Source organism: Ruminococcus sp. RTP21204st1_B2_RTP21204_210225, from assembly GCF_040914135.1.
GTDB classification, from domain to species: domain Bacteria; phylum Bacillota; class Clostridia; order Oscillospirales; family Ruminococcaceae; genus Hominimerdicola; species Hominimerdicola aceti.
This window is the reverse complement of record NZ_JBCPGA010000012.1, coordinates 62,845-75,179: the sequence shown is the minus strand read 5'-3', so window position 1 is coordinate 75,179 and position 12,335 is coordinate 62,845. Positions and strand designations below refer to the sequence as shown.

General features: G+C 44.2%; 13 protein-coding genes. 7 read left to right on the top strand and 6 right to left on the bottom strand.

The genetic code is table 11. From position 1 onward, the window contains the following. The first annotated feature begins 202 nt into the window (after positions 1-202). Complete coding sequence (locus AB5123_RS06585) at positions 203-1,519, top strand: hypothetical protein (RefSeq protein WP_195551222.1); 1,317 nt, start codon at positions 203-205, stop codon at positions 1,517-1,519. A 291-nt stretch (positions 1,520-1,810) separates the two neighbouring features. Here AB5123_RS06585 and AB5123_RS06580 read toward each other — a convergent pair whose 3' ends face one another. The 6 genes from AB5123_RS06580 to AB5123_RS06555 form a co-directional block, all read right to left on the bottom strand. Next, positions 1,811-3,280, bottom strand: coding sequence for an alpha-N-arabinofuranosidase (locus AB5123_RS06580; protein WP_195551221.1), 1,470 nt, complete (start codon positions 3,278-3,280; stop codon positions 1,811-1,813). Between the two features lie 63 nt (positions 3,281-3,343). Continuing rightward, a complete protein-coding gene (locus tag AB5123_RS06575; RefSeq protein WP_207741355.1) occupies positions 3,344-3,565 on the bottom strand; it encodes a hypothetical protein in 222 nt (73 codons plus the stop codon). Beyond that, positions 3,562-4,047, bottom strand: coding sequence for a 23S rRNA (pseudouridine(1915)-N(3))-methyltransferase RlmH (gene rlmH, locus AB5123_RS06570; protein ID WP_022287465.1), 486 nt, complete (start codon positions 4,045-4,047; stop codon positions 3,562-3,564). Before rlmH ends, AB5123_RS06575 begins: the two co-directional genes overlap by 4 nt. Then, complete coding sequence (locus AB5123_RS06565) at positions 4,044-4,829, bottom strand: MBL fold metallo-hydrolase (protein ID WP_337812206.1); 786 nt, start codon at positions 4,827-4,829, stop codon at positions 4,044-4,046. Before AB5123_RS06565 ends, rlmH begins: the two co-directional genes overlap by 4 nt. A 2-nt stretch (positions 4,830-4,831) precedes the next feature. Next, entirely contained in the window at positions 4,832-5,656 is an 825-nt protein-coding gene (locus AB5123_RS06560) for an HAD family hydrolase (protein ID WP_195249798.1), read from the bottom strand. Positions 5,657-5,725: 69 nt separating this feature from the next. Then, positions 5,726-7,012, bottom strand: a complete 1,287-nt coding sequence (locus tag AB5123_RS06555) for a UDP-N-acetylglucosamine 1-carboxyvinyltransferase (RefSeq protein WP_117956514.1) — start codon at positions 7,010-7,012, stop codon at positions 5,726-5,728. Between the two features lie 481 nt (positions 7,013-7,493). Here AB5123_RS06555 and AB5123_RS06550 point away from each other — a divergent pair, with 481 nt between their 5' ends. The 6 genes from AB5123_RS06550 to glmM all read left to right on the top strand — a co-directional run bounded on the left by AB5123_RS06550 (position 7,494) and on the right by glmM (position 12,333). After that, on the top strand, positions 7,494-7,865 hold the full coding sequence (locus tag AB5123_RS06550) for a NusG domain II-containing protein (protein WP_171028859.1): 372 nt from the start codon (positions 7,494-7,496) through the stop codon (positions 7,863-7,865). A 10-nt stretch (positions 7,866-7,875) separates the two neighbouring features. Continuing rightward, entirely contained in the window at positions 7,876-8,385 is a 510-nt protein-coding gene (locus AB5123_RS06545) for a Gx transporter family protein (protein ID WP_138338611.1), read from the top strand. Between the two features lie 218 nt (positions 8,386-8,603). Beyond that, complete coding sequence (gene ruvC, locus AB5123_RS06540) at positions 8,604-9,107, top strand: crossover junction endodeoxyribonuclease RuvC (protein ID WP_022287459.1); 504 nt, start codon at positions 8,604-8,606, stop codon at positions 9,105-9,107. 1 nt (position 9,108) lies between these two features. Next, the gene (ruvA, locus tag AB5123_RS06535) at positions 9,109-9,708 is read left to right on the top strand and encodes a Holliday junction branch migration protein RuvA (RefSeq protein WP_117863186.1); all 600 of its coding nucleotides are present in this window, start codon (positions 9,109-9,111) and stop codon (positions 9,706-9,708) included. Between the two features lie 16 nt (positions 9,709-9,724). Next, entirely contained in the window at positions 9,725-10,762 is a 1,038-nt protein-coding gene (ruvB, locus tag AB5123_RS06530; protein WP_117856641.1) for a Holliday junction branch migration DNA helicase RuvB, read from the top strand. 227 nt (positions 10,763-10,989) lie between these two features. After that, a complete protein-coding gene (glmM, locus tag AB5123_RS06525; RefSeq protein ID WP_337812209.1) occupies positions 10,990-12,333 on the top strand; it encodes a phosphoglucosamine mutase in 1,344 nt (447 codons plus the stop codon). Positions 12,334-12,335: the final 2 nt, after the last annotated feature.

Sequence of the window (12,335 nt, the reverse complement as noted above, 5' to 3'; positions counted from 1 at the left end):
ACTTTATTTTATCAGATTTTTGTCTATCTCTCTTTTCTTTTTTCTTAATTTTGTCCAATATCTATTGTAGCACTACAGTTTTTGCGTGTGAGAGACACATATCCACTTGACTTATAGGCTCAAATGTAGTATAATGTAAAAGTTAAGGCGGTTTTCTGCCTGTTAGTAAGACGATTTTTTCGGAAAGGAAATGGATAATAAAATGGCTAAAGCTAAAAAAATAACGGCTGCTCTTACTGCCGCATTGCTTTGTACTGCGAGCCTTACCTCTTGCTCGGACACAAGCTATGTAATGACAGTAGGTGACAGCAAGATAAACGCAGGTATCTACATTTATAATGAGCTTACAGAAATGTCATATCAAATGACGATGATGTATTATCAGAAAGGCATCAAAAAGGACTATTTCAATCAGAAGGTAGACGGAAAGGCATTTGACGAGTATCTTTCAGATTATGCTCTCACTGCAACTAAGGAGTATGCGGCTGTAGTTGACAAGTTCAACGAGCTTGGACTTACTCTTTCAGATGAAGATATAAAGTCCATTAATGACAGCATAAGCAGCACATGGGATTCTCAGGGCGAGTTTTACGAGTCAGAGGGTATCTCAAAGGAATCTGTAAAGCTTGCACTCAAAGGCTCTAAAATGAGGGAAGAGCTTTTTGATCACTACTATGCAGAGGGCGGCGAGGAAGCTGTTTCAGACGATGAAATGGTGAAGTATCTTGATGATAACTACCTGAGATATAAATCCATTTCCTTTGCAAAAACTAAAGCATCAACTGATTCTTCATCATCAGCCACCGATTCTTCTACAGACTCAGCAGACGCTGCAAATGAGGAAGCCAAGGCAAAAAGAGATGAGTTCCTTGAAAAGGCTCAGGGCGTTTCGTTTGACGATTTTGACAGCATTATAGACGAATACAATGATTATGTTGCATCAAAGAAAGCCTCAGATTCAAGCTCCGCCGCTGACAGCGATTCATCAGCCTCAGACAGTTCAACAGCGTCAGATGACACTTCTTCTGTAGCAGAGAGTGACACAAGCTCCATAGCAAGCGATGACACATCTTCAGTTTCTGACAGCACAGCAGATTCAAGCACAGTAGCGTCGGACACAGATTCTTCCACAGACAGTTCTTCTTCTGCACCTGACCCGTATGCAAATGAAAAGATGATGAATTACGGCACAATGGACGATTCACAGAAAGACACAACAAACGGCAAGATACTCAAAGAAGTAAGCGGTATGAGCACAGACGTTGCAACAGCTTATGAGGACGATAACGCATATTACATTCTTATCAAGGGCGATGTTAAGGGCAGAGATACAGAATATGCCAAGGACAATCATGAAGATCTTCTGAAAGAAATGAAGAGCGATGAATTTCAGAAGAAATTAACAAGCTGGGTAGAAAAGCTTGACATCAAGGTAAACAACAAGGCCATAAAGCGTTACACACCGAAAGTGGTCTACGATAAGCAGACAGAGTATTACAGCAAGAACAATAATTCATAGCAGATAAAATTACCGCCGCAACCGAGTTTGGTTGCGGCGGTTTTGTCATGTTGGCAAATCCTTCGGTTTCCTCCTTGCCCAATTGTAGCACATAAGGAGAAAATCCCCAAATGTGAACACATTCACATTTTATCAACAGAAGCCCATTTTATGTATTATTTTTTTGCGAGCACAATGCCCAACATATTATGACTTTATAAAACAAAGAGCTGCGCTTCTTTAATGAAACGCAGCTCTTATGCTTATATTTTTATTATAAAAACGAAATGCACTGTGAATATGCCCCAATATTTAGTCAACAACACATTCCACAACAGCACAAGGCGGAATATTCAGCTTTAACACATTGTCCTTGATGACTGCCGTATGCTCGGTAATGCTCACTCTGTCGGGACAGTCGAAGTCGTTATAGCTGTGCGCCTCGTTTGTAAGTATCCTGCAAGAAACTGATGATGCTTTAAATCCGAAAATGCTGCATTCAACAGCAGCCTCTTCCGTAAGCGAACAGTTTGCGGCGGTAACGGTCATACTCTTTTCGTTCACCGATGCGGAAACCGAGATCATCGGAGCATTTTTACCTTCCGACATATTTTCGTTCTGCGTATAGCAGTAAACTGCCTCGTTGTTTTGGTGTGTTTTAAAAAGGTCGAAAACGTGATATGTAGGCGTTTTTATCATCTTATCGCCCTCTGTAAGAATGACCGATTGGAGAACATTCACCGCCTGCGCAAGGTTTGCCATTACAACACGGTCGCTGTGTCTGTTAAAAACATTCAGCTCTATTGCAGCAACGATAGCATCACGCATTGTATTCTGCTGATATAAAAATCCCGGGTTCGTACCCTCTTCTACCTTATGCCAGCAGCCCCACTCTCCTATTACAAGTCCTATTTTCTTTTCAGGATCATAGCGGTTCATTATCTCCGAATGTCTTGTGATAAGCTCATCGGAAAAGTTCGCTGCAGCGATAGTTTTATAATAAAGCTCATCGTCAAAATCGGTGGCAGACTCCATTTCGGGCCATACTGGCATCGTATAATAATGCAGGTCGATAGCATCAACATTATTGCTGTCAAGATTTTTCATCATGACTTCTGTCCAGTTATAGTCGGCAGAGCTTGAACCGCAGGCTATTCTGTAAAGTCTGTTTCCCGAATAATTGCGGCAGAATGTCTGATACCTTTTATAAACGTCGGCGTAATATTCGGGACGCATATTTCCTCCACAGCCCCAGTTTTCATTGCCGATACCGAGGTATTCGAGTTTCCACGGCTCGGCTCTGCCGTTCTTCTTTCTCTGCTCTGTGAGAGGTGATTCCGCATCTGAGGTCATATATTCTATCCATTCGGATAATTCACGAACACTGCCGCTGCCAACATTGCCGTTTATATAAGGCTTGCAGCCAACAAGCTCACAGAAGCGCATAAATTCGTGCGTGCCAAAAGAATTATCCTCCGTAACTCCGCCCCAGTTCGTGTTCACGATCTTTCGGCGCAGAGATTTTTCGCCGATACCGTCCTGCCATTGATATTCTTCTGCAAAGCAGCCGCCGGGCCAGCGGAAAACGGGAGCTTTTATATTTCTGAGCGCCTCGATGATATCATTCCTTATTCCGTCTGTATTCGGAATAGGTGAATTTTCACCCACATATATACCATTGTAGATACATCTTCCGAGATGCTCGGAAAAATGTCCGTATATCTCGGGAGAGATATGTCCGAGCCTGTCGTCTGCATTTATTACCATTGATATTTTTTTCATGTTATACCTCCGCAGCATGCTGAATTATAATATTATAATACTAAGTCAAGAAATCCTCATATTTCAATTACAGATGATTCTATGGACAGCAAAAGCTGTGCATACAAGCTGAACGATATTTTTATCAGCCGTTTTAAGCTTGTCCTTGAAATTATCAATGCCAATGATTTTTTGACCAGCAAGACCGAAAGTGAGCTGTTTGAACTTTACAATAAGATGCTCGATCTTGATGTTCATCACTACATGACAGTCACAAAGTGCGGTTTTGTCATATCCGAAATTCACTTATGATACCTAGTATTAGCACTTATCTGAAATGCCCTGTAAACCTGCTCCAAAAGCATTATCCTTGCAAGCTGGTGTGGGAACGTCATCTCCGACATTGATAAGCGCAGGTCAGCTTTCGCCTTTATCTCAGGGGCAATGCCGAATGAAGAGCCTATTATGAAATTCACTGTGCTGAATCCGTTCAGACCGCATTCGCTGAGCTTTTTGGACAGCTTTTCACTTGAAAGCTGCTTGCCCTCAATGCACATTGCAATATTGTATGCACCCTTGATGTCAGTGTAGCCTTTCATGGCTTTCGCCTCGTTTTCAAGCGCCGCTGCTATCTCCTTTTCGGATGGGTTGTCAGATAACCTCGACTCGTTCAGCTCAACTATTTCAAGCTTGCAGAACGCCCCCAACCGCTTTGAGTATTCCGCCGCAGCGTCACGCCAGTATTTTTCTTTCAGCTTTCCAACTGTAATAAGATTTATCCTTATCAAAATGCCACCGCCATTCCGCTGCCCTCAGGTTTTGCTATATGTAAAATATAGTCGCTGTTGCGCTCGTAATCCCCAAGTGCTCCCACAGCCGTGTTTTCAGCCTGCAAAGGCGTGTTGTTTTCCTGACTTAAATGCCCTAAAATAAATTTATATGTACCTGCTGTCATAAGCTTTTTTAGCTGTTCTCCGCAGGCAGAGTTTGAAAGGTGGCCGTGGTCTGAAGCGATGCGCCTTTTCAGCTCGTATGGATAAGGTCCATTTTTCAACATTGACTCATCATAATTTGACTCCAGCAAAACAAGGTCAGAACCGCTCAGGTGCATATCCACCTCATTTGTAACAGTTCCAAGGTCGGTGCATACGCACACCTGCTTGCCGTCAGGGGTCTTTATCTGATATCCACAGCTTGCAGGGGTATCATGAAATGTGGCAAAACCTTTTACGGCATAATCTCCTATGCACACTTCATTGTCGTCCACCTCGTTGACATCACAGGCAGGGTCTATTTTGCCGTCAGATACAAGTATTTCAAGATTGGTCTTTTGGGCAAATACAGGGATATGATATTTCTTAGTGAGAACTTTAAGCCCAGAAACATGGTCGGAATGTGTGTGTGTGATAAAAATTCCCTGTATCACAGCAGGGTCGATCTCGTTAGCTTTCAAAGCCTCACAAAGACGTTTGCAGGATACTCCTGCGTCAACAAGTATCCCGCCGTCACTGTTGCCGATAAAAGAGCTGTTGCCCTTGCTTGATGAAAAAAGTGGATATATCCTTGCCATAACTAATTCCCTTCAAAAGTTTTCAGAAGATACTCTGCAACACCGTCTTCTTCATTTGTGCCTGTCACCTCGTCACAGTCTTCAAGCACCTCTTTGCAGGCGTTTTTTACCGCCACTCTTTTATCAGCCGCCTTGAACATAGGCAGATCGTTGGTGTTGTCGCCAAAAGCCGTGACAAAGTCAAAGCCGTAATTCTCACGAAGATACCTCACGCCTTGCTCCTTAGAAGCCATCGAAGAGAACACTTCAAGATACCAAAGCTTGGGGTCATAAACATCATAATAGTATGTGATGTTCAGTTTTTCATTTTCTTTAAGAGCGTCATACAGCGGTACAAGTTTTTCTTTTTCTGCAATAAATGTGAAGTATATCACATTGTCGATGTACTGAGAAAGGTCACTGACCTGCGTGAAAGACTTGTAATATTTCTCTCTGCGTTCGTTGTAAAAGCTCTCCATAGCAGGAGAAATAAGCCTCTCATATCTTGTGGAAAGCTGGTTATCTGAAACCGAGTACATAAAAGGTTCTAAACCAAGCTCTTTTGAAAGACCTATGATAAGACCGCAAAGCTCCCTGGAAAGGCTGTTTATCTTGACGTATTTTTTCTCCGTCATATCATAAATAAGCACGCCGTTCATAAGTATAACGGGAAGCTTCAGGTCAAGTCCCGAAAGTATTTTTCCTGCTGAAGCAAGCGTCCTTGCAGTGGCGGCAGTGAAGTTAAGCCCCTTTGCCATGAGCCTGTTCAAAGTGTCTCTTGTGAACTCCGTCACCTCTGCATTGCCGTTAAGCAACGTTCCGTCAAGGTCGGAAATAAAAAGCTCCATATCATGTCCTCTCAAATGCTGTAAAAAACGGCGGCAAATAATATGCCGCCGCAGTGTTATCGATATTTATCAGCCGCTAAGTTCCATTTCGTTAGCGTCAGGCTTGTAAACACGCTGAATGTCAGCTCCAAGCCCTCTGAGCTTCTCATCTATCTTTTCATATCCTCTTTCGATGTAGAAAATATTGTCTATCTCAGTAGTGCCCTCTGCGGCAAGTCCTGCTATCACCATGGCAGCACCTGCTCTCAGGTCAGTTGCCACAACAGGAGCACCCTTGAGCTTGCCAACGCCCTGTATAACAGCCACCTTGCCGTCAACAGAAATGTCAGCACCCATTCTTCTAAGCTCAGCCACATATCTGAATCTGTTGTCAAAAATATCGTCTGTAACGATGCTCGTACCCTCTGCAAGCGTCAGCAGTGTTGAGAACTGCGGCTGCATATCAGTAGGGAAGCCAGGGTGCGGCATAGTTTTTATAGAAGTTTTCACGAGCGGACCGTCCACCCAAACATGAACGCTCTCGTCGCTTTCCTCAACGTTTACGCCTACCTTGCGTAGCTTTGCCGTGATAGACTCAAGGTGTTTAGGGATAACATTTGCGATAACAACGTCGCCCTTTGTGGCAGCCGCCGCTACCATATAAGTGCCTGCCTCTATCTGGTCAGGGATAGTCGCATAGGTAACGCCTTTGAGGTACTCAACGCCTCTTATCTTGATAACGTCTGTACCTGCGCCTCTGATATCAGCACCCATTGAGTTAAGGAAGTTCGCAAGGTCAACGATATGAGGCTCTTTCGCCGCATTTTCGATTATAGTAAGCCCCTTTGCCTTTACAGAGGCAAATATTGCATTCATAGTTGCGCCAACAGTAACAAAGTCAAAGTATATCTGATTGCCCACAAGCTCGTCTGCTGTGACATGATTAGCTCCGTTCACTATCTCGTCAGACGCACCAAGCGCCTTGAAAGCTTTCAAATGCTGATCTATAGGTCTGTCGCCAAGGTCACAGCCGCCCGGCATCGGAACAAAAGCCTCGTGAAATCTTCCAAGCAGCGTGCCAAGAAAATAGCATGACGCTCTCATGGTTCTTGCAAGCTCATATGGCACTTCAGGCTTTTCAATGCCCTTTGTGTCAAAATATATAGTATTTTTATCTAAAAGTCTGACCTCTGCGCCCATTTCACGCAGGATCTTCATGCACTTAGTTATATCGCTTATCTCAGGCACGTTCTCAAGAACGCACGGCTCGTCGCACAGGATAGTTGCCGCAACCAATGCAACAGCAGCGTTTTTTGCACCGCTTATCTGCACAGTACCATGCAGCGGCTTACCTCCATGTATAACAAACTTCTCCAAGTTTACACACTCCTTAACGAGATTGTCGGCTTCTCTCTCTGCCGACGCTCAGATTATTATACCACAGCCACAGGCAAAATAAAAGCAAAAAGCAAGAATTTCAACGATTTGGTTAAAATCATTTAACATACACCAAAGCAATCGTTAAATCTGCCCATATAATGCAGGCTATGGCGGTCTATAAAAAGAACAAATGTTCACATACTCTTAACAATAGAATACTCAACTCTTATATTTTAACACACCCCATTCAAAAAATCAATAGTGAATAAGGATATTTTGATAAATTTTCGACAATTTTTTCGGCTTTTTCGGCGAAAATTACAGCAATGTTACAACTGTACGAAATCTTGTACCTTATTGTAACCTTGCTGTAATATTTAAGTACAAAAAATCAGACACTTGCCGTTTGTCTTGACGAAAAAGAACGGCTGTGGTATACTCATAACAACAGATATACTGTAAAAAGGGGAGTGCGGCAGTGGTAAAAAGAAAGAATCTCATATGGGCGGCAGTTTTTGCGGCTGTTATCGCTGCGTGTCTGATATTTATTTTCCTCACAGGTGGAAAGAGCGGAGAAAAATCTGCCGAGATATATGAAAACGGCAAGCTTATAAAGACTATTTCTGACCTTTCCCCCGATAAGGAGTATTCCTTTGATATAAAAACAGAAAACGGCACTAATACCATAACCGTTGGCGAGGGAAGCATTTGGGTGTCTGTCGCAGATTGCTCGAACCAGACCTGTGTTCATGCAGGAAAGATATCCCACGCAGGACAGACCGTCATTTGTGCACCGCACAAGCTAGTGATAAAAATAGTCGGTGAGACCTCTGCTGACGCTGTGATATAGGGGTGGAAGCATGAAGATATCAGTACAAAAAATCGCCCTTATAGGAATTTTTACCGCCTTGTCACTTATCATTTTCATGGTGGAGGCACAGTTTCCTGTTATGCCCATAGGCGGCATGAAGCTTGGGCTTGCCAATATCGTCACAATGGCAGCAATGCTTTTTATCGGCAGAAAAGAGGCAGGCTTGGTGCTGCTTTTGAGGATAGTCCTTGCGGCAGGGCTTTACGGGACTGTGGTAAGCTTTGCATTCTCACTCACAGGCGGAATTTTAGCGTATCTCGCCATGTGCATTGCGGTTTCGAGAGTTGGTGAAAACCAGCTTTGGGTGACATCAGTTTTTGGTGGCTTTTTCCATAACATAGGTCAGCTTTGTGCGGCGGCAGTGATATCAGGCACATGGGCGGTGTTCAGCCTTTTGCCTTATCTCATAATAAGCGGCATTCTCACAGGCACGCTCAATGGTCTTATCCTCCAAAGATTGTGGAAGTCGCCGCTTAGAAAATACAGCATAAAAAGATAACAGCGGCGTCAGGGGCATACCTGATGACCGCTGTTTTGTTCTATAGTCAGTTTAGCCAAAAACAGACTTTTCACAAAGTGGCATTTCTACATTTTCGCCTTGTGAGAAATAGGTGAAAACTCAGCGTTTTGCTTGCATTTGACCGAAAAATATGGTATAATTAGTTGTTATAATAGGGTCATTATAGGATAGCGCTGAAATTGAACGGAGGAGTAGATTTGAGAATACTTGGTATCGACCCGGGCTACGCCATTGTGGGATTCGGAGTGCTTGAATACAACAGCGGAAAATTCACTGTTGTTGACTACGGTGCAATAACCACTTCTTCGGATATGGATTTCAACAGACGGCTGAAAGTCATCTATGATGATATGACCGAGATAATAACCACCTATAAGCCTGATGAAATGGGAATAGAAAAGCTGTTTTTCAATACCAATGAAAAGACCGCCATTGACGTTGCACAGGCAAGGGGAGTGACCTTGCTTCCTGCCATAATAAGAAATATTCCCATCTATGAATATACGCCTTTGCAGGTGAAATGCTCCATAGTCGGCTATGGACGTGCCGAGAAAAAGCAGGTGCAGGAAATGACAAAGACCATGCTTCATCTTAAAGCTATCCCAAAGCCTGACGATACAGCGGACGCAGTGGCTATCGCTATAACTCACGGGCTTTCGGTGAACACAAGGCGTGTTATGAAAAATTTTGAGGAGAAATAATATGATATATTCACTTAGCGGAAAGCTCGTTCATACCGAGAGCGACCTTGCCGTAATAGAATGTGCAGGCGTGGGCTATGCCTGCAAAACAACATTTTCTACCTTGCAGCAGATAGCAGGAAAAAGCGAGGTCAAGCTTTATACACATCTTGCCGTAAAGGAGGACGCGGTGGAGCTTTTCGGCTTTGCAACTAAGGAGGAGCTTAAAAGCTTCCGTATGCTCATATCTGTCAGCGGAGTAGGTCCGAAGGCAGGTCTTGCCATACTTTCAGCCTGCACTCCGTCACAGTTTGCGCTTGCGGTTGCAACAGGGGATTCAAAGGCTTTCACAAAGATAAAGGGTATCGGCACAAAGATAGCACAAAGGATAGTCCTCGAGCTTAAGGATAAGGTGGCAAAAGAGAATACCATATCCGTCAGAGGAAATGCGGCTCAGGGCTTTGCGGCTGTTCCAAGCGGAGCTGTCGAAGAAGCTGTCACAGCCCTTGTGGTGCTTGGATATACCGAGGGCGAAGCAATGTCAGTGATATCAAAGCTTGACCCGAATTTGAGCGTTGAAGAGCTTATAAAGAAAGCCCTTATCGGACTTGCGAAATTTTGAGAGGAGAACTCCATAAATGATCGAAAAAGGAGATTTTGATATAGACAGGATAGTCACCCCGAAAGAAACTCAGGCGGAAACAACTGACGATTTCGAGGTGAGCCTTAGACCTAAAACACTTGACGAGTATATCGGTCAGGAAAAGGTCAAGGAGAACCTGAAAATATATATACAAGCGGCAAAAAACAGGGGCGACAGCCTTGACCATGTTCTGCTTTACGGCCCGCCTGGTCTGGGCAAGACCACTCTTTCTGCCATAATCGCCCATGAAATGGGAGTGAATATCAGGATAACCTCAGGCCCTGCTATAGAAAAGCCGGGCGACCTTGCAGCACTTCTCACAAACCTTGAAAAAGGCGACGTGCTTTTTATCGACGAGATACACCGCCTTTCAAGACAGGTGGAGGAAGTTCTTTATCCTGCCCTTGAAGATTATGCCTTGGATATAATCATGGGCAAAGGTCCTGCGGCAAGGTCTATAAGGATCGAGCTTAACAAGTTCACTCTTATAGGCGCTACCACCAGAGCAGGCTCGCTTTCTGCACCGCTGAGAGATCGTTTTGGCGTTATCCAGCGTTTGGAGCTTTACAATACAGAACAGCTTTCCGATATCGTAAAGCGTTCCGCAGTTTTGCTTGGCGTGGCTTGTGATGATGACGGTGCAGAGGAGATAGCGAAGCGCTCCAGGGGAACTCCAAGAATAGCAAACCGCTTTTTAAGGCGTGTGCGTGATTTTGCCGAAGTCATGGGCGACGGCAGGATAACCGCAGACATTGCAAAGATAGCCCTCAACAGAATGGACGTTGACAAGCTGGGACTTGACTCTCTCGACAAACGTCTGCTGACTATGATAATAAAAGGCTATGACGGTGGTCCTGTAGGACTTGAAACCCTTGCGGCGGCTATCGGCGAGGAGTCAGTCACCATTGAGGACGTTTGCGAGCCGTATCTCATGCAGTTAGGTTTCCTCTCAAAGACCCCAAGGGGACGTGTGGCGACACAGCTTGCTTACGATCATTTGGGCTTTCTCAAGGACGGACAAACGCATCTGTGATTTAGTGAGGAATGCTTAATGAGGAATGAGGAGTGAGGAATTATGGTATCGCCTAGCGGCGATGATTCCTTGTTCTGTAGGGGCGAACAGTGTTCGCCTGAATAGGACCCGCACTTTTCTGTCTTTGATAAAAATTGTATCGGATCAATTTAATATGTGTGTTAATATAGAGTTTACATAAATAAAAAATAATATAGAGGTATGACCTCGAAAAGGAGCTAATTATTATGGGAAGATTATTTGGAACTGACGGCGCAAGAGGAGTAGCTATCACAGAGCTTACCTGTGAGCTTGCTATGCAGATAGGCAGAGCTGCCGCAATGGTACTCACGAAGGAAACAAACCACAAGGCTAAGATAATCATAGGCAAGGATACCCGTATCTCAGGCGACATTCTGGAGTCCGCACTGGTGGCTGGTATCTGCTCAGTTGGTGCAGACGCTCATATACTCGGTGTTGTTCCTACCCCTGCCGTTGCAATGCTTGTAAAGAAATACAACGCAGACGCAGGCGTTATGATATCCGCTTCACACAATTCTGTTGAGTTTAACGGCATAAAGCTTTTCTCTGGCACAGGCTTCAAGCTTTCTGACGAGATAGAAAACGAGATAGAAGCACTTATCCTAGACACACCTGAAAAGATAGAGCTTAAGGACGGCTGTGATATAGGTCACGTTTATTACGAAAAGGACGCAGCTTGGGATTATATCCGCTATGTTATGAAAACAGTTCAGACCGATTTCAACGGTATCCGTGTGGCGCTTGATTGTGCAAATGGCTCAGCTTCTGTGTGCGCACAGAGAATTTTCGAGGGACTTGGTGCAAAGTGCATAATGCTCAACGATAAGCCGGACGGAACGAATATAAATAAGGATTGCGGCTCAACACATATCGAGGGTCTGCAAAAGGCAGTTGTTGATAATCATTGCGATATCGGTCTTGCCTTTGACGGCGACGCTGACAGATGTCTTGCAGTTGACGAAAAGGGCGAGCTTATCGACGGTGATAAGATACTTGCTATCTTCTCAAAATATATGAAGAACATGGGTATTCTCAAAAATAATACCTGCGTTGTTACAGTTATGACAAACCTCGGCTTTTTCAAGTATGCAAAGGCAAACGGCATCGTTGCCGCTACCACAAAGGTTGGCGACAGATACGTTCTTGAAGAAATGCTCAAAGGCGGATATAATATAGGCGGTGAGCAGTCAGGTCATATCATTCTTCTTGACTATGCAAACACAGGCGACGGTGAGCTGACAGGTACAAAGCTTCTGACAGTCCTCAAATGCACAGGCGAAAAGGCAAGCGAGCTTGCTTCCTGCATGGAGTGCTATCCGCAGGTACTTGTGAACGTTAAGATAACAGCAGACAAAAAGGGTATGTGGGATAAAGTCCTTGAGATAACAGACGCTATAAAGATGTATTCCGAAAAGCTTGGTGACGAGGGCAGGATACTTGTCCGTGAGTCAGGCACAGAGCCTCTCGTTCGTGTTATGATAGAGGGCAAGAGAACAGGCATAATCACAGAATATGCACACAAGATAGCGGAGCTTATCGAAAAAATGTAAGG

Coding starts and splice junctions, on each gene's coding strand:
- AB5123_RS06560 (WP_195249798.1), bottom strand. CDS start 5,656: ATGGAGCTTTTTATTTCCGACCTTGACGGAACGTTGCTTAACGGCAAT.
- AB5123_RS06545 (WP_138338611.1), top strand. CDS start 7,876: ATGAAGATATCAGTACAAAAAATCGCCCTTATAGGAATTTTTACCGCC.
- AB5123_RS06585 (WP_195551222.1), top strand. CDS start 203: ATGGCTAAAGCTAAAAAAATAACGGCTGCTCTTACTGCCGCATTGCTT.
- AB5123_RS06565 (WP_337812206.1), bottom strand. CDS start 4,829: ATGGCAAGGATATATCCACTTTTTTCATCAAGCAAGGGCAACAGCTCT.
- glmM (WP_337812209.1), top strand. CDS start 10,990: ATGGGAAGATTATTTGGAACTGACGGCGCAAGAGGAGTAGCTATCACA.
- ruvA (WP_117863186.1), top strand. CDS start 9,109: ATGATATATTCACTTAGCGGAAAGCTCGTTCATACCGAGAGCGACCTT.
- AB5123_RS06580 (WP_195551221.1), bottom strand. CDS start 3,280: ATGAAAAAAATATCAATGGTAATAAATGCAGACGACAGGCTCGGACAT.
- ruvB (WP_117856641.1), top strand. CDS start 9,725: ATGATCGAAAAAGGAGATTTTGATATAGACAGGATAGTCACCCCGAAA.